We start from the raw sequence: 16,922 nt of genomic DNA on the forward strand, positions 1-16,922 counted from the left end.
ATATCATTTGCCAAACCACGCTTCAAGTACAAGAAAATTTCACTGAACAGCGTAAAAAAATTGAAATTTATGATTTTTCCAGTATTTTCGAGCGCTATCTCAAACAATAAAAGACGATATAAAATTCTAATTTCCAGTCTTATTTAAGCACATGGAATCGCTAATAATTTTGTAAACATCCTCGCTTTTGTGGGGATTTTTTATTATGGTCATAAAAGCAACAATGCTGTCATTATCATTCTATTTTTAGATTCAATATCTTCGGAGCATCGTGTATGTTGCCATTTTCAGCTCGAACAGCATTTCCTAGCGCGCTCGCCTGTATGTTACTCAGCGGCTGTGCCACCACCACCTTAATCAATAAAGACACTGAGATGCGGACCAAAACCAGCAAAGTCGTGTTGGTGGAAGATCAAGTGGTTGCTTTTGGTAAGCCGGCTTACACTTCAGCCCAACTTCCTGCGAATAGTTTGGTGATTGCGGGAACAAAAAACAGCTATATTTTAACCCAAGGCGGTGCACAATTTGTCAATCTAATTACCAAATTAGAGCCGGCCAATATTCAAATGACCAAAGAATTACGCTTTTTTTCTGAAAAAAATGATGGACACTTCTCTGGTGTGTTGCCTTTGTCTTATGTCAAATTACAACAAGATATTAGCAAAAAAGATTTAGAATTTTTCATTGCCAATGGTGCTGAGGAGTGCTCAACTTCAAGTGATAAGCGCATGAATGCACAACGTTTTTGCTTTAACTTAAAGTTAGCAGGTGTGGTCTATCCCGTCGCCAACAATATTGCCTCACTTAAAGCCTTAAGCAAACCCTATCAAGTCACCATTTATACGCAAGTAGAAGAACAGTACAAATCTAGTCCAAGAATAAATCCACTAGAAAAATTGGTTCTGCTGCCTTTTGCAGTGGCTATTGATGTGGTTTCCTTACCTTTTCAAATTGCCGGAAAGATTTTTGACTGATTCAATTAGGCTCAAAAGATCATGAATTTGTGGTAAGCAATTCGATCAAAATCTCTAATGTATCCATAGGGATTTTGATCGAAAAACTTAAATGCATTACAAATACCGTTGCTTATTTTAGTCTCTGTTTATGATCATTTTTGTCTAAGAATCACACCCTTCAATCAGCCTCGAAGCGAAGGCAACTCGATCAAAACACGTGCTAAGCCATAGCAATATTTGTAAAAATAGAGCGTATTGAATCACTATATAATCAAATTTTTATCATTTGAATCAACTGATAATTTTTATTCTAATCCATTAATCACATCACCTGATCCGGCTATTTTTTATATGTGATCTTCAATTCGCTTGAATTTAATGGTTTGTGCAAATACACATTATGTATCCAGTTAGAAACATCCTGTTATTTCTCTGTAAATTTAGTGGATATTTCACGCAATTAATCCCAAAAAAATCTATCGAAGCAAATTAGCATAAAAATAAGCGCTACTATCGCCCACTTCATTTTCTTATAACATTTCAGGATGCCTCCATGAATGCTATTCAAACTGTTATGGCGCTTGCTTTAGTTGCAGCCACTACTTCTGCTATGGCCACCACTGCTGTAAAGACTCAAACCACTCCTGCGGTTGATGCAGCTGCTGTACAAACCACCGAAGTAAAAGAAATTGCTGCTGTTAAAACTGTAGAAGCCAAAGATGGCGCGACAGTTGCAGTAACCGAAGCTGTTGTGACTCAAACTGCTGCCCCTGAAGACACGACAGTTGCTGTTAAAGAAACCACTGTAGAACAAGTTGCTGAAACTGAAGATAAAGTTGCAGTTAAGACTGAAGAGAAAAAATCATTCTTCTCTTGGTTTAAAAAGAAAGCCGATTAATTTACGGGCTTTAAAATAGCTGGGTCATAATCGACCTATAAAAAAGGATACCTTAAAATAGGTATCCTTTTTTTATGCGCCATATGTACTCATCTTTATATTTATAATGCAAAATTTGATCCAATACCAAGCTGAAAAATTCATGAATATTCCAGTAAAATTAAATATTCAAGCATCTTCATAGCCTAAAAGAAATTTACCCTATACGGCCTAACGGCTAATTGTCACCGGTAGCGTGGCGATGGGTTGCGATGAGTTTTGTATGGCTGGCTTATCAAAGGATCCGTTCAAAATACCCAATGAAATTTGCTCTCGTGCAATCTGTACGTTGCTGGCATTGCGGTCAATACCAAAAGGCTGTAACAGAATATACAAGCCCTCTCTGGGGTCTGTAGACTGTAAACCTCGTGCAATGGCTAAGATGTGTTGTTGCAGTGCTAAAGGCAAGCTATTGATGTCAGGCATCGGCCCTTCGGGTACCAAATCTAGTGTGGTTAAAATTCTCGGATCAAGTACAAAATTTTGAGTATCGCGCTGGATCTTCATTATTTTATGCTGTAGCGCTCTCGTTTGCTGCGGATCTTGTTGATATTGAATAATACCTGTTTCAGCGCGTAACTCAGGTTCGGCCAAAGGTCTGAGTACGGGCAGCTCCACGCTATCTGCAAAACTGAGCGAAATTGAAAAGAGACTGGCGATTAAGACACTGGGATAAAGCACATATTTTAGGAGATTCATGGCAGTTCTACTCCAAAAAGATAAAAGTAAATAAACAACCTTTAATCCAACCAATTGTATAATAGATAAGCGATTTGGTAAGTAGTGCTCAGATAAGCGGTCTAAGTACCATAATCATATTGAAGCAAAAAATATTTTATTCAGCTGCTGTAATATGTGCCATACATAAACGATTTCAGCACTATACCCCAAGATTACACCTCCAGTTTTGCCAATACTTTCGCTTAAAAGAAGATTTTATATCACGCATCAATAGAAGGCGATTTACGCTTACAATTCAGAGTTCGCTTACAAAAATGCTTGAGCGTTTCTGCAAGCCCTGATATGAAATAATTTAGACAGTTGCGTTGATACTCAAGAGCCTGATTAAAAATAAAATGATAACCAAGCGCTTAAATTAGAATAGGCTTAAAAAATTATAAGCTAATCAATAATTTGATCAATACTAAAACTGGTTTGTGCAATGGCAGTCAACTGATCATTGGCGAGATAATATTTAACATCGTATATACCCACCTCCCATCCTTGAGCTGGATTAAAACTGACCCAATTCTGTTGTTGATTAACACTCACCCGCTGTGGCATAAAAAATAGTACCTCACCTGTAGACTGATTGCTCCAACGTATAAAAACCTGATCGTTATTCGGTACTTTGCCTAACGTATCAAAGTGAGCAAATAACTGTTGACCTGCATAAATTTGCCGAGGCAACACATTACCCACTGAATATTGTTGCTGCGCACTCACGGTCGCTTTGCCAATTAAGACCGCATTGGGATCGTTTTTGCTCTCAATAAATTCATCGACTAAACGTTTGGCAAATTCAGGCTTATTATGAATATTGGATAAGTCGTATTCCGGAAAAACTGCTTTAAGTACTGATCAATCTGTTCAGGAGTCGCGCTGTCGATCACTGAATTAATCTTTGTATTCTGATCTTTGAGCTGTTGTTGGAAAACTAAAGGTTGCTCAGGCGCTTGCTGATTTTTTTGTTGCATGGCTTCGAGCAAATGTTCAACCGTAATATCTTGAGGCGGTGGGACAAGTTGCTGTTCCGCGCCGAAGTCGGATTGGGCAATAAAATAACCCAATCCAAAACACAAGATACCCACCAAAACGGATATAGAAAAGTTCATCCGTATTAATTACACGTAATCGTTTCAACCACATTATTAGCAGTAGTAATGTTTACACTGCCACTGGTAAATAGCGCACCTGTTCCAATGAGCTGCTGCTTCGTAACACCCGTAGCAGACAGTAATCTCAATCCTTCAGAAGTACAAATTGCCGTCTGAGGCGTATTGCTGAGGGTCAATACACAGCCGTTTTGGGTTACTTTATAGGTATTGGTAACAGGCTTGGCACAGAGCTGCGTAATCGGCAGTGCCGATGAGGATTGTAACTCACAGGCAGAGCAATCCTGACTGGCACCGCCACAAGCATTTGCCGCTTTTTCACTTCGGCAGACATAGGTCTGAGCGCCAATGATAAAAGTTTTCGCGTAGGAGGAGTTAAAGCTATCGCCGCTGCCACTACCCCCACAAGCCGTCAGCAGAACGGTCAGAATACCGAATAGAACTAAGCTTATGTTTTTCATTATTATTTTCCATTTATTATTTAATTAATTGAGATCTGGGTTTATTTTACACAAAAAAAAGCCCCAAACAATGTTTGAGACTTCTTTAAATATGGTGGCGAGACCCAGGCTCGAACTGGGGACACACGGATTTTCAATCCGTTGCTCTACCGACTGAGCTATCACGCCGATGCGGTGTATTAAGCCGTATCTACCAACATTAGTCAATATAATTCAGCATCTTTTTATTCAACCGCATATTTTTTAGCCAAAAAAAATCCCTGATCTGATCAGGGATTGAAATCTTAAAATAGATTTTGAATATGGTGGCGAGACCCAGGCTCGAACTGGGGACACACGGATTTTCAATCCGTTGCTCTACCGACTGAGCTATCACGCCAATGCCGCGTATTAAACAGTTTTCAGCTTTTTCAGTCAAGTGACTTTTGTACTTTTTAAATCAATTGCTTATTTTTACAGCATATAGCGACTTATTTGCTGATTTTTTAGATAAAATATAAGCCACCATGAATATTTCTCTATTTTTCAGCATAAAAAAACAGCACAAAGGCTGCTTTTTTATATTTCATCATGACTAAATTTTTTCTAAATGGGCCAAACAGCGGTGAATTGCGCCACACCCCGGCTCAAACACCTTAACGCCTTTGTCTTCTTCCATACGACACACTTCACTGACCAAGCGATCTGCGACTCCACGTCCGCGATTGGCAGGATGTACCACAATATTTTCTAAGGTTTTGCTTTCCCCTTGCCCACTACACCAAATCGCCCCAATCAATTTGGTATTAAATTCTGCTGTGTAAACTAAGGTATACTGGGCTAAGTTTTGCTCGAGTTGTTCAATGGCATCTTTGCCATCTGCAAATTCTGGGCTAGTGTCATACAGTCGCTCAAGCTGGCTGCGCATTTCGTCATTTTCCAGTGATGTATAAGCGTGTACGGTAATGGGCATTGATTAAGCCTCCTGAGCAATCTAATATGCAGTGATTTCGTCACCGCGAAATAATATTTTACATCATCATTTTTAACGTTTTTGAGGAACGTGTCTATGACGCAGCGTATCAGTGAAGTGGTAAGAAACACGAACGAAACCAAAATCCGAGTTCGTGTGAATCTTGATGGTACGGGTCAAGGCACCCTAAATACAGGTATTCCCTTTTTAGATCATATGATTGATCAAATCAAGCGACATGGTTTGTTTGATATTGATATTCATTGTGATGGCGACTTAGACATCGATGACCATCATACCGTAGAAGACTGTGGAATTACCTTAGGCCAAGCATTTGCCCAAGCGTTAGGCGATAAAAAAGGCTTGCGTCGTTATGGACACTTCTATGCGCCGCTCGATGAAGCCTTAAGCCGTGTGGTGGTGGATTTATCGGGTCGTCCCGGTTTATGGATGGATATTCCCTTTACACGTTCACTGATTGGCAGCTTTGATGTGGATTTATTCTCTGAATTTTTCCAAGGCTTTGTTAATCACGCGCTGATGACCCTGCACATTGATAACCTAAAAGGCAAAAATAGCCATCACCAAATTGAATGCACCTTTAAAGCTTTTGCCCGTGCTTTACGTATGGCTTGCGAAGTCGACCCGCGTGCCGAAAACACTGTCGCGTCAACCAAAGGAAGTTTGTAATGACCCGTATTGCCCTTCTTGATTATGGCATGGGAAATTTACACTCGGCCGCCAAAGCATTAGAACATGTCGGGGCAACCGTTGATGTCACTCACGATGCAAAGCTGATTGCACAAGCCGATAAAATTGTCTTCCCCGGTGTCGGTGCCATGCGTGATTGTATGCAAGGCATGCATGAAGCGGGTATTGATGAGGTGATTCGCCATGCTGTGTTTAATAAGCCGGTATTGGCGATTTGTGTCGGTATGCAGGCATTAATGCAATCTTCTGAAGAAAATGGCGGTGCAGAGGCACTGGGTATTTTTGAAGGGACAGTGAAGCGCTTTCCCGATGTCGCCGGTTTAAAAGTGCCGCATATGGGCTGGAATCAGGTACATCAGCTCGATCCGAGCCATGCCATGTGGAAAGACATTGAACAAGATGCACGTTTTTACTTTGTGCATAGTTTTTATGTTGAACCCAAAGATACGCGTATTGTGGCCGCGACTTGCGACTACGGCTTAGAATTCTGTAGCGTCATCCATCAAGAAAATTTGTTTGCCACGCAATTCCATCCTGAAAAAAGCCACACTGCCGGTCTACAATTATTGAAAAATTTTGTGGAATGGAATATTTAATTCCCACTGATTCGCCTTAAAAAAAGATCAAGCCAACTGAGTTGGCTTGATCTTTTTGACTCAATATATAAAAATAATAGACTGTTTTATAAAAAAATTTTCACAAAATAACAGGATAAAAAATTGAATAATACAATGCAGCTTGATTTAATCATGGATAACACTTCTCCCTTAACTCCCGATGGTCGTTTTGGACGAATCACATTTTTAGCATGGAACTTATTAATTGCATTTATGCTGGTTGTGGTGGTAATGATTTTGCTGGTGACGATGCCACATACCTTTGAAGCCATGTTGAGCAATCGCGATTCGACTTGGGTGGTACTACTGGCATGGATCCCTAACTTAATTTGGTTTTATGCCTATATGATTTTTAGCATCAAGCGTTTACATGATATGAATCAAAGCGGATGGCTATCCATATTAAATTGCATTCCGCTGATTAATCTATTTTTTGGATTATATTTAAGCTTGTTCCCTGATACAGCAGGACATAACAATTATGGTTATCCGCGTGAAACAAAAACATGGGAAAACGTTTTAGCAGTAATTTATATGGTTGTACTCGGTCTTTTGTTGCTGATATTTATTTTTGCATTTGGGCAAATTTCTAACCTGCTTTTAACTCATTAAGCTGTTGAACGCCCGTGATGAAAATCATCAACACACCACGGACGCCATACCCACTTGGTCAGGATTAATTATTTTCTCAACCTCAATCAATACAAATGCAGTATTTTGAAGCACATGCTGCTACAGATGCCTTGGGTATTTTTAAAGAGTCAGGTAAAAGGCTTTCCCGATGTCGCCGGTCTAAAAATGCCACATCGGTGCTGGAATCAAGTACATCAAGTGACCCCGCGCATACATGCGCCAAGACAATGCACAAGATGCACGTTTTGACTGGGTGCATAGTTTTTATGTTGAATCTAAAGATCCCCAAGATATGCGTATTGTGGCCGCGACTTGCGACTACGGCTTAGAATTCTGTAGCGTCATCCATCAAGAAAACTTGTTTACCACGCAATTCCCTCCTGAAAAAAGCCACACTGCCGGTCTACAATTATTGAAAAATTTTGTCGATTGGAACATCTAAAGCTCAATTTTTGGATAATTTAAAGGCTCAACCTTGGTGGGGCCTTTTTTATAATTTTAAAATTATTGATTTATTTAATTGTTTTTTTAGGCCTGTCATTGCTATTATCGCCGCGCAACATATTAATTTAAATAATAATTCAACTTGCGGAACAATAAAAATGAATACTCATTTTACCCCAACCATCGATTCCCCGCTTAAAGCCAATGGACGTTTTGGTCGAATGTCTTACTTAGGCTGGAATATGCTGATGAGTTTTGTCATGATCATGGTGATTGGTCTTATTTTCGCTTTTACACCGGGATTATTAACCGATCCTTATAATATGACAGGTTCGTCAACCCCAGGCACAATAGCAGTTGCCCTGATTGTGATTGCCTATATTGCCATGCTGTATTTTACTTTTGTCTTTACCATTCGCCGTTTACATGACCGTAATCACAGTGGTTGGTTATCACTAATTATGCTCATTCCGCTGGTGAACGTGTTGATGATGTTGTATCTAATTTTTGCCAAAGGCGATGTAAACCCCAATCAATATGGCGTACCACGTACCACACAAACATGGGAAAAAGTTTTAGCGTGGTTCTATATTTTAGTTTTTCCAATCGGTATTTTCGCCGCTATTTCAATACCCGCGTATCAAGACTATGTGCAACGTGCACAGCAGGTTGAAATGCAACAAAACATGCAGGATGTCGATCAATAAGATTGAACTGCTTAAAAAGCCCATCATCGATGGGCTTTTTTTTGCCTAAAACTCAAAAAACGCTTAAGCTGAGCTGAAAATAAACCTTATATTGATGATTATGTCTGAACGCGTGCTTCCTCTTCTTCCCAGCAAAGAACAAATTCAGCAATTGCCCCTCTTTCAAAATCTGGCTCTGCCGCAGATTCAGGTCATCCATTCACTCGAGCAATGTCAGGCCATTGCCTCAGAACTTAAACATTGTGCATTATTCGGTTTCGATACCGAGTCCAAACCGACCTTTAACAAAGGCGAAGTCTCAACCGGCCCACATCTGATTCAATTGGCCAGTATTGAAAAAGCCTATTTATTTCAAATGACGCCAGCAATACTTGAATTTCTGCAGCCAATTTTAGAAAATCCAGCCCAACTCAAAGTCGGCTTTGGGCTAAAAAATGATGGACATTTATTTCGCAAAAAAGGCATACAACTGCAGGGTATGGTCGAGTTATCCAAATGCTTTACCAGCTTTGGCCTAAACAATGCTGTGGGTATAAAAAATGCGATGGCTCTTTTATTTCAGCGTAATTTTCCTAAAAGTAAAAAAATCAGCACCTCAAATTGGGCACGTAAGACCCTTACCACAGCGCAAATTCAATATGCAACAGCCGATGCTTATGCCGCGCTGTTGGTTTTTATAGAATTACAGCGTTTGGCATTACTGCCGCCGCATCTTTATACCCGTTCTTTAACATTCGCTATGCCTTTCAACACAATAAATGCTAAAACTGAGGCTTAGCGCTTCAGTTATACTTTGCTAAGATAACCCCATAAATTTAATGAAATTAAGCAAGGAGCGTAAGCATGCTGATCATCCCTGCAATTGACCTGAAAGATGGCAAATGTGTCCGTTTAAAACAAGGACGAATGGAAGACGATACCGTCTTTTCTGACGATCCTGTCGCCACTGCACAGCATTGGGTCAATGAAGGCGCTCGACGCTTACATTTGGTCGATTTAAATGGGGCGTTTGCCGGTACACCCATTCATAAACCGGTGGTTGAAGCAATTGCCCGAGCACAGCCTGAACTGCCTATTCAAATTGGCGGTGGTATTCGCTCTTTTGAAACCATCGAACATTATCTAGATGCCGGCGTCTCTTTTGTGATTATCGGCACCAAAGCCGTACAAGATCCTGATTTTGTTGAAGAAGCATGTCGAAGATTTGCCGGTCATATTATTGTCGGTATTGATGCCATCAATGGCATGGTCGCCACCGATGGTTGGGCCAATGTGACTGATGTGAAAGCGGTTGATTTAGCCAAACGTTTTGCCGATGCCGGTGTATCCAGTATTGTTTATACCGATATTGCCCGCGATGGCATGATGCAAGGCGTCAACATTGAGCAAACAGTCGCTTTGGCCGCGTATTCCGGCTTACCGGTGATTGCCTCTGGCGGTGTCACCAATTTGGATGATGTGCGTCAACTTAAAGGCCAACCGGGCATTTTGGGCGCAATCACTGGTCGTGCCATTTATGAAGGCACACTCAATTTAGGTGAAGCACAATCGTTATGGGATGATCAGTCGATTTAATCAACTGCGATTCTTGTCTATGCAAAAAGAGGTCACATGACCTCTTTTTGCATTATGCCCCTTAAGCGGTTAGCATAAATTGCGATTAAAAAAGGATGACTTCAGTCATCCTTTTTTACAGCATACTTGGAAAATTATCGGTACATGGGCTGATTGTCATTTAAACGAATAATACCGGCAATGGCACGGTAAACAATCCAAATCCAAGAAACACCGACCACCACCAAACAAAACGTCGTGGCACCAATGGCGACACCGGCAAAAGCGTTGACATTTTCTCCAGTGAAAAATAAGAAAATAAACGGTACAAAGGCGATAATATTCCAAAATAAATACCACCAAAAACTGCGAATTTGCCATGTAAAATGACTTTCAAAAATTGAACCGCGCACATCATCCCGTTTAATATAGTTAATCACTAAGGCAATGACTGCAAGCAGGCCTGCTGAAAAAATGGCAATAATGTACAGCACATACAGCACTAAGGTTAGGGTGCGGTTGGAATCTTGGTCTACAGAATAATTCATGCTTATACCTTTTTCAGTCACTGCGCTTATTTAAAATTTCAGCAGATTTAAAGGAGAAATTAGCCATAAAATCAACAGAATGTTTAAACCTATGGTACAAAAATAAATCTTTCTAAACGGTTGTTTTTGTGTTTTGTGTCTGAGTCTTTCTTGTGCCAACCATGCCGTCGGCCAGCCGCCTAAAAAAGCTAAAATATGTAAGGTTTGTTCCGACACACGGCGTTTACCCAGCAATGCCGCTTCTTTATCTTGGGCATACATCCAGTAGGTTAGCGCATTGACCATGCTAATCAACAATAACACCAAGCCACTTAACAAACCTAAAAAGCCAAACACCAGCAACGCCAAAATATAACCGACACAAGCAATTTGCATGGGCAATAATTTAGGCTGCACTGGATTGGATTTTTTCGGCTGAGTGGATAATTTTTGCGTTTGTGAGGCTTTTAAATAGGTCGCTTGTTGTGCGCGAAAACGGCCGTCGCTGTCTAACAACACCGTATATTCCAGCGCACAGCCCACCAAGGGCCGTGGCCCCTGACGAGCAAAATCCTTGATATGTAAAAATACGCGATCTTTTGAGTTATCGTTCGGCTGAATAAAACCATAGCCTTTATCATCAAACCATTCTACCAATCGACCCTGATCGCGCATGTTTATTTCCTATTTAGGCAGTCACAAATTTTAGTCTTTCTATCAGCATATTACGCATTTCTAACGGATTTTTTTGCAGAATATCATCCCCAGTACGCCCTTGTTGTACATTCTTTTGTGCCACTTGTAAACGCAACATCCAAAAACGCCCAGCCGCCATGGCCAAATACAACTCCAAGCATGATTTTTCATCCTCGGTTAAAGCCCGCACACCTTCATAGGCCTGTAAAAAAGCCTGTGCTTTGCCTTCATCTAAAGTCAAAGCGGGATATTGAGTACAAAAATCATTTAAAGTGATGGCAATATCAAACATAAATTCATCTTGATTTAGCTCATAAAAATCGAGAATACCGGTTAATTGATTGCCTTCGAATAAGGTATTGTCACGAAATAAATCGGAATGAATAAAGCCTTTTGGACGATTGGGATAGACCGCAGTTAACGCATCATATAGACCCAACAATTCATTTAATAACACCGTATCGGCAGCATTCAGCGTGGGTTTAAGCTCTTTTGCCACTTGGCGCCAATAATGGTGATTACGATAGGCGGCGCGCTGTAGCGGAAAATCTTGCAATGCCACATGTATTTTGGCTTGCGCTGCGGCAATGGCAGCCACTTGCTCTAGGCTTGAGGACTGTGGATGTGTCCCGAACATACGCGGTGCAATTTGTGCCGGTTTATCTTTTAACCTATGAATGGCGCAGCCGGCATAATTAAGTGGCACAGGCACTGCTAAACCCTGCTGACCTAAATGCTCCAGTACCGGCACCAACTCACTTGCACCTTGCTGATCCAGCTCTTCAAAAATGGTCAATACATAGTGTTGTTGATGCTCACAGATCAAAAAATAATTGGTATTTTGAATACCGCCTTGAATGGGAAGCAGCTGCTGCACCGCTAATCCATAGGGCGCTGCAAAGTCCTGAGCTTCCAGTAAAGTCAAAGGGGTATAAACCGACATAGAAAACCTGCAAAAAAACTTACATAATTTTGATAGAATAACCGCTCCCACTACCAAGGTGTAGCACCTTCGTGGCGAAGTTTCATAATCGGCTGTTATTTTTGGAAAAAATTATGCTTGCGAAACGTATTATTCCTTGTCTTGATGTAGATAATGGTCGAGTAGTGAAAGGTGTGCAATTTCTGGATATTCGTGATGCAGGCGATCCGGTGGAAGTGGCGCGCCGCTACAACGAACAAGGTGCAGATGAAATCACCTTTTTAGACATCACGGCCACCTCGGGTGAACGTGATACCACCTATCGCACCGTAGAGCGCATGGCAGAAACGGTTTTTGTGCCGCTCACCGTGGGCGGTGGCGTGCGTAAAGTCGATGATATTCGCTTATTGCTCAATGCCGGCGCCGACAAAGTCAGCATTAATTCAGCCGCAGTGTTTAATCCTGAATTTGTGCAAGAAGCCTCACAACGCTTTGGCGCCCAGTGTATTGTCGTGGCCATTGATGCCAAAAAAACCGGCGCAAACACATGGGAAATTTTCACCCATGGCGGCCGCAAACCAACCGGTATTGATGCCATTGAATGGGCGGTTAAAATGGCTAAATTTGGGGCCGGTGAATTGCTGATTACCTCGATGGATGCTGATGGCACCAAAGCCGGCTACGATTTAGCGCTAATGCGCCAGATTAATGACCGCGTCACCATTCCCACCATTGCCTCAGGCGGTGTCGGTAACTTACAACATTTGGCCGATGGGATTTTAAAAGGCGGTGCCGATGCTGTACTGGCGGCCTCTATCTTCCATTTCGGTCAACACACCATTCCCGAAGCCAAGCAATATTTGGCGGCGCAAGGAATTGAGATGCGTCTTTAAAAAATTCAAGCTACTTTTGAATCATCCAAATCATTTCTTTAATATGATGGTGATTGAAATCGATCTCTAAAATGATTTAAAAAAAACCGATCTCTATAGATCGGTTTTTTTCTTGGCTATTACCTATTGATCACATAATCAAATCTGACCGTTCAATCGACAGCGCTGCGCTTTGCTCTACCCATTTGGCCGGTCGATAACGCTGCGCCGCCGTGTTCATCAACTGTGCCAAAGGCGCTGGAAGCCTGACACCCAACGGATTTTGTTCTTGCAAATCTGCCGATGAAATCACCCGTGTGCCCAGTAAATAATCAAACCACGGTTTAGTCACACACCAATTGGCATCCTGATTGGCATTCATGTGATGATCATAATGCCATGGCACTTTTTTTCGTGACCAATCCGGCTGTAAATGCGCACGGCGATGAATATAGTAATAATTACCGGCACTATACAGCGCAGCGAGCGCCATGCCTTTAGACAGTGGATAAAAAACCAAACTGGCCGCGCCGGCCACCACAGCCAAAGAAACAATTTCATTTTTGGTGCGCCAATGGCTGATGCCTTGCACATAAGCATGATCATGAAAATCCGTTTTGCGCACTTCGCGGTGATGCTGCCAATGTGACTTCATACTCTCCGGTACAGGGCTATAGAGCGGCTTACCGCTACGGTGCGTGCCATGCAAAATGTACTTATGCGCAACCCACTCAAAGCCATTGGCCAATAATAATCCTACACAGAAACCTTTCCACATCAGCACATCCTCCCTTATTGCTGTTGAATATACCCCAGCAGATGTGCTAAATATTGACGCTGACCGCGCACTTCATTGACCAATCACGACAATAAAAAGAGCCCTATGCCCGCATTAAATCCCTACAGCGGTTCAGTTTACGCTGGACTTGGACAGCTACTCTATGCCTACAGTCAGGCCAAAGGCTTACTGATTTCAGAGGCATTGCAACGGGTACAAAGCTTAGAGCGCTTTGACTATGCGCTGTGGTGTGAATTGCTTAGCGAGATCCAGCAGCAACGGCCGATTGCAGCATTGGGCTTAGAGATTGCAGAATACGTGCAACCCAAACACTTGGGCATACTGGCCTATATTGCACTGTCGTGTAATACCTTAGCCGAGGCTTTGCAGCGCTATTCTGATTTTCATCGCTTGATTTATGATGGCAGCAGTTTAGTGGTGCATACCGAGCAGCATTATTTGGCTATCGGTTGGAGCGAAGTGCCCTTTTCGTTAACCACCCAGCTGAGCAATGAAATTGCCATGGCGCTGATGCTACAGTTACTAAAACACTTTATGCAGCGTGAAGAGATTCATTTGCATGAAGTACATTTTACTCACGCTGCACCCAAAAACGTGAGGCTGTATGAACGCTATTTTGGCTGTCGAGTACGTTTTTCTCAAAGCACCGCGCAGATTATATTGGCCACGCATGAGTTGGCTAAACCACTGCGCCAAGGCGATGACACCTTACAGCACTTACTGTTGCAACAAGCCGAGGCGTTGCTGCAGCAATTGCCGCACTCCACGCAACTTGATCAACGACTGCAACAAGCAATTCTCAGCGGTCTACAAAAAAATCACTATCATATTGCGCTGATCGCGCAGCAATTGGGTTTGTCGGTACGTCAATTACAACGTCATTTACAGCAACAAGGCAGTAGTTATCAACAGCGCATCCAACAACTTCGCCATGTGCTTGCAGAACAGTATTTGACCAATCCACAGTTAAGCCTTAAAGAGATTGCTTTTTTACTCAGTTATTCTGAACAAAGTGCTTTCCAGCGTGCTTTTAAACAATGGACGGGTATTACACCGCAGCAATGGCGCCGCAATCTGCCACAAGCACACAGAGCAGATGATTAACAGAAAGTCAGCCGAATACGCCACCAATCAAAAGCACTAAGCTGACAAATGACATCGCGTTGACTCAAACTCAACCATTATAAAAATGGATTATCAATTTCCTGTTCATCTTGACGTGCTATGTGTTCAGGTAAATCCGCTGTTGCCTCTAATATACCAACCAGCTCATTTAAAAAGGCTTGTAAAACTTTGGCTGCAGCCAAACCGGCCTGATCTTTGGTGAGCTGTAAGTTGCCATAAATACTGACACAATCTTCTTGATTTTCTAAAGTCAGATCATGAATGGCATGTGACTCAACTCCCTTATCAAAAGGCTTAAACATAGTGATGTCCCCTTATCCTTGTTGTTATTCAATATTCGATCTGCCGGCCCAACACCTCTATTTCAACAGTTGTAAGACCTGTTGCAAAATTCCCTCAAGAATCGGCTGAATGAGAGAGGTCTGTGAAGCAGGCTCATTTACGCTTGCGGGTTTAGTTGGACTGTGCGAGGTGGGTGTAGAACTGGGTGTTGTCGATGCCACCGCTGATTTAAATTGCTTTTGCACTGCGGCCAATTGAGCAGAACTGACTTCTTCAGCGCATTGACTCTCTGCATCCCAATGCCCATAGGCAATTTTTTGATTGGCTTTCACCGCACCAGCACTGAGCGGTAAATTATAAGTATTACGTTTTTGCTCATCGGTCAATTGTGGGAATAAATTAATGCCCAATTGCTCTTCTAAGTAACAGACGCTGACAATCTTAACCTGTAGCGAATTATCATTGGGTGCATAGTAAGCCCCAATTGCACCGGTCTTCGGCATATACAGCGCTTTAAACACCGCCGTTGGCACAATCACGCCTTTACCAATGGTCTTTAATTTCTTTGCACTAAAAATAGGTCCTGTCACCACATAAACATCTTGTTTTTGCTTGGTGACGATGGTACGCGTGGCTTCTTCTAATTCACGCCATACTTGCTGATTATTTTTCGGTGCTTGCGGCACCATATTGGCCAAAGAGAAACTGTCATTTTGTGAGGCTTTGCTTGGCATATCACCATTGGGTGCCATATGCCCACGATCATAACCTGATGCTTTATAATCCGATAAAGTCGCTCGATGCTCAGCTTTGAGCTTTTTTTCCTCATGGAAACTGTCTTCACGTGGAATTTTCTGGCTTAAGCGTGTCGGGGTTAAGGCCTCGGCCACCCACAATGGGGTTTTAGAGACACCCGAATACATCACGTTAAAGCCATTAAAACACAACGGATAGCTATCTTTATTCAAGCTTGCTTTGGCTAAAAATGGCGGAATATCGCGATAAAACTGCTCCAAACATGCCGAATTAGAATTCGAGGGCAAAGACACCAATTGCTGAATTTTCTCTTGGCCAAAGGCAATCGCAAAACTACTGGTCGCCACAACACCCAAAATAATTTTTAAGCTATTTTGATTGAGACGTCGCAGCCAAGATTGATCGGTTTTACGTGGTTTAGTGGCCATTTTTTAATTACACATTCCGTTTTAATCAGCTTAACAAGCAAGCAAAATGAAGTATATCAAGCCTTCGCTATTTGTTGCATATTTAAACGAAATAACAGAAATCATGCCGCCTTTGTTGTAACAGTATGTCTATTTTTATAAAGCTTTTCTAAAGACTATTAATGCTGTTCGGTATATTCGATTGAAAAATTAGCCTCAGTTATGACAAGGTAGCTGCATACATGATTTAAGAACGATTATTTCGATGGAGTATTTATGTATTCTAAGCTTTTAGGTTTATCTGTGGTTACCGCTTTGATGGCCACGACTGCATTTGCAGAACCGCAAGTTCAACCGGGCGATTCTTTAGAAAACTTATCTAAAGTTAAAGTATCCACCACAGTTAATGGTCAAGCTGCTTCATTACAAGAATTGGTTGCAAGTGGTCAAATCCGTATTGTAGGTACGCCGCAAAATGCGCCTACTACGATGCAAAGCGGTAGCGAAGCTGAAATGCAAGCGCAACCTAATGATGGCGCAGCTCCTCCAGCGATGGATATTGTCCGCCCAGTGAATCAGCAAGCGACTTTAGATGCCGATCAAACAGATGCCGTGAATGCCGCACCTGAACAACCGATGACAGAAACAATTGAGAACTAATTTTTTTCCAGCTCAAGCAAACTTTTTATCCTCCAGATAAAAACAAAAAACCAAGGCAAAAGCCTTGGT

22 protein-coding genes, 2 tRNA genes and 2 pseudogenes are annotated in these 16,922 nt (G+C 41.9%); 13 read left to right on the forward strand and 13 right to left on the reverse strand.

Annotation, left to right across the window (positions count from 1 at the left end; translation table 11 throughout):
• The 3 genes and pseudogenes from SE27_RS14220 to SE27_RS01190 all read left to right on the forward strand — a co-directional run.
• Positions 1-110 (forward strand): annotated as a pseudogene (locus tag SE27_RS14220) (PH domain-containing protein); the annotation flags it as partial.
• A 165-nt stretch (positions 111-275) separates the two neighbouring features.
• Positions 276-974 carry a YidX family protein gene (locus tag SE27_RS01185; protein ID WP_039620125.1) on the forward strand — a complete coding sequence of 233 codons (699 nt, stop codon included), beginning with the start codon at positions 276-278 and terminating at the stop codon, positions 972-974.
• Positions 975-1,509: 535 nt separating this feature from the next.
• The gene (locus tag SE27_RS01190) at positions 1,510-1,854 is read left to right on the forward strand and encodes a hypothetical protein (protein ID WP_039620128.1); all 345 of its coding nucleotides are present in this window, start codon (positions 1,510-1,512) and stop codon (positions 1,852-1,854) included.
• Positions 1,855-2,064: 210 nt separating this feature from the next.
• On the opposite strand, the gene SE27_RS01195 is transcribed toward SE27_RS01190, so the two are convergent.
• The 7 genes from SE27_RS01195 to SE27_RS01220 all read right to left on the reverse strand — a co-directional run bounded on the left by SE27_RS01195 (position 2,065) and on the right by SE27_RS01220 (position 5,141).
• Entirely contained in the window at positions 2,065-2,592 is a 528-nt protein-coding gene (locus SE27_RS01195; RefSeq protein WP_039620130.1) for a hypothetical protein, read from the reverse strand.
• Positions 2,593-3,015: 423 nt separating this feature from the next.
• Positions 3,016-3,339 carry a hypothetical protein gene (locus tag SE27_RS14090; protein ID WP_052251683.1) on the reverse strand — a complete coding sequence of 108 codons (324 nt, stop codon included), beginning with the start codon at positions 3,337-3,339 and terminating at the stop codon, positions 3,016-3,018.
• A 59-nt stretch (positions 3,340-3,398) separates the two neighbouring features.
• Positions 3,399-3,728, reverse strand: a complete 330-nt coding sequence (locus SE27_RS14095; RefSeq protein WP_052251684.1) for a hypothetical protein — start codon at positions 3,726-3,728, stop codon at positions 3,399-3,401.
• A 5-nt stretch (positions 3,729-3,733) separates the two neighbouring features.
• On the reverse strand, positions 3,734-4,189 hold the full coding sequence (locus SE27_RS01205) for a hypothetical protein (protein ID WP_052251685.1): 456 nt from the start codon (positions 4,187-4,189) through the stop codon (positions 3,734-3,736).
• Positions 4,190-4,281: 92 nt separating this feature from the next.
• A tRNA-Phe gene (locus SE27_RS01210) sits at positions 4,282-4,357 on the reverse strand.
• A gap of 135 nt (positions 4,358-4,492) precedes the next feature.
• A tRNA-Phe gene (locus SE27_RS01215) sits at positions 4,493-4,568 on the reverse strand.
• Between the two features lie 195 nt (positions 4,569-4,763).
• Positions 4,764-5,141 carry a GNAT family N-acetyltransferase gene (locus SE27_RS01220; protein WP_039620131.1) on the reverse strand — a complete coding sequence of 126 codons (378 nt, stop codon included), beginning with the start codon at positions 5,139-5,141 and terminating at the stop codon, positions 4,764-4,766.
• A gap of 96 nt (positions 5,142-5,237) precedes the next feature.
• Between SE27_RS01220 and hisB the strand changes: the two genes are divergently transcribed.
• From hisB to hisA, 7 genes and pseudogenes are all read left to right on the forward strand, one after another.
• Entirely contained in the window at positions 5,238-5,831 is a 594-nt protein-coding gene (hisB, locus tag SE27_RS01225) for an imidazoleglycerol-phosphate dehydratase HisB (protein WP_039620134.1), read from the forward strand.
• Positions 5,831-6,448, forward strand: coding sequence for an imidazole glycerol phosphate synthase subunit HisH (gene hisH / locus SE27_RS01230; RefSeq protein ID WP_039620136.1), 618 nt, complete (start codon positions 5,831-5,833; stop codon positions 6,446-6,448). Before hisB ends, hisH begins: the two co-directional genes overlap by 1 nt.
• 123 nt (positions 6,449-6,571) lie before the next feature.
• Entirely contained in the window at positions 6,572-7,081 is a 510-nt protein-coding gene (locus tag SE27_RS01235; RefSeq protein WP_148308905.1) for a DUF805 domain-containing protein, read from the forward strand.
• A gap of 95 nt (positions 7,082-7,176) precedes the next feature.
• Positions 7,177-7,544, forward strand: a pseudogene (locus SE27_RS13570) (glutamine amidotransferase-related protein); the annotation flags it as partial.
• A 160-nt stretch (positions 7,545-7,704) separates the two neighbouring features.
• Positions 7,705-8,253, forward strand: a complete 549-nt coding sequence (locus SE27_RS01245; RefSeq protein WP_039623723.1) for a DUF805 domain-containing protein — start codon at positions 7,705-7,707, stop codon at positions 8,251-8,253.
• 100 nt (positions 8,254-8,353) lie between these two features.
• Positions 8,354-9,031, forward strand: a complete 678-nt coding sequence (locus SE27_RS01250; RefSeq protein WP_039620140.1) for a 3'-5' exonuclease — start codon at positions 8,354-8,356, stop codon at positions 9,029-9,031.
• Between the two features lie 65 nt (positions 9,032-9,096).
• Positions 9,097-9,828, forward strand: coding sequence for a 1-(5-phosphoribosyl)-5-[(5-phosphoribosylamino)methylideneamino]imidazole-4-carboxamide isomerase (hisA, locus tag SE27_RS01255; RefSeq protein WP_039620142.1), 732 nt, complete (start codon positions 9,097-9,099; stop codon positions 9,826-9,828).
• 134 nt (positions 9,829-9,962) lie between these two features.
• Here the strand turns inward: hisA and SE27_RS01260 are convergent, their stop codons facing one another.
• The 3 genes from SE27_RS01260 to SE27_RS01270 are packed head-to-tail and all read right to left on the reverse strand — an operon-like array spanning position 9,963 to position 11,973.
• The gene (locus SE27_RS01260) at positions 9,963-10,355 is read right to left on the reverse strand and encodes a DUF4870 family protein (RefSeq protein ID WP_039620144.1); all 393 of its coding nucleotides are present in this window, start codon (positions 10,353-10,355) and stop codon (positions 9,963-9,965) included.
• Positions 10,356-10,385: 30 nt separating this feature from the next.
• A complete protein-coding gene (locus SE27_RS01265) occupies positions 10,386-11,009 on the reverse strand; it encodes a DUF1294 domain-containing protein (RefSeq protein WP_039620147.1) in 624 nt (207 codons plus the stop codon).
• Between the two features lie 13 nt (positions 11,010-11,022).
• A complete protein-coding gene (locus SE27_RS01270) occupies positions 11,023-11,973 on the reverse strand; it encodes a homoserine kinase (RefSeq protein WP_039620148.1) in 951 nt (316 codons plus the stop codon).
• A gap of 113 nt (positions 11,974-12,086) precedes the next feature.
• Here SE27_RS01270 and hisF point away from each other — a divergent pair, with 113 nt between their 5' ends.
• On the forward strand, positions 12,087-12,845 hold the full coding sequence (gene hisF, locus SE27_RS01275) for an imidazole glycerol phosphate synthase subunit HisF (protein ID WP_039620151.1): 759 nt from the start codon (positions 12,087-12,089) through the stop codon (positions 12,843-12,845).
• A 130-nt stretch (positions 12,846-12,975) separates the two neighbouring features.
• On the opposite strand, the gene SE27_RS01280 is transcribed toward hisF, so the two are convergent.
• Positions 12,976-13,602 (reverse strand): sterol desaturase family protein, encoded by a 627-nt coding sequence (locus tag SE27_RS01280; RefSeq protein WP_039620153.1) that lies wholly within the window; start codon positions 13,600-13,602, stop codon positions 12,976-12,978.
• 105 nt (positions 13,603-13,707) lie between these two features.
• Here SE27_RS01280 and SE27_RS01285 point away from each other — a divergent pair, with 105 nt between their 5' ends.
• A complete protein-coding gene (locus tag SE27_RS01285; RefSeq protein ID WP_039620155.1) occupies positions 13,708-14,727 on the forward strand; it encodes an AraC family transcriptional regulator in 1,020 nt (339 codons plus the stop codon).
• Positions 14,728-14,804: 77 nt separating this feature from the next.
• Here SE27_RS01285 and SE27_RS01290 read toward each other — a convergent pair whose 3' ends face one another.
• Both SE27_RS01290 and SE27_RS01295 read right to left on the reverse strand, forming a co-directional pair.
• Positions 14,805-15,050 carry a hypothetical protein gene (locus SE27_RS01290; protein WP_039620157.1) on the reverse strand — a complete coding sequence of 82 codons (246 nt, stop codon included), beginning with the start codon at positions 15,048-15,050 and terminating at the stop codon, positions 14,805-14,807.
• A gap of 57 nt (positions 15,051-15,107) precedes the next feature.
• A complete protein-coding gene (locus tag SE27_RS01295; RefSeq protein WP_039620159.1) occupies positions 15,108-16,214 on the reverse strand; it encodes a DNA/RNA non-specific endonuclease in 1,107 nt (368 codons plus the stop codon).
• Between the two features lie 255 nt (positions 16,215-16,469).
• Between SE27_RS01295 and SE27_RS14100 the strand changes: the two genes are divergently transcribed.
• On the forward strand, positions 16,470-16,853 hold the full coding sequence (locus SE27_RS14100) for a hypothetical protein (protein ID WP_052251687.1): 384 nt from the start codon (positions 16,470-16,472) through the stop codon (positions 16,851-16,853).
• The last annotated feature ends 69 nt before the right edge of the window (positions 16,854-16,922 follow it).

It is taken from the genome of Acinetobacter harbinensis, assembly GCF_000816495.1.
Classification (GTDB): domain Bacteria; phylum Pseudomonadota; class Gammaproteobacteria; order Pseudomonadales; family Moraxellaceae; genus Acinetobacter; species Acinetobacter harbinensis.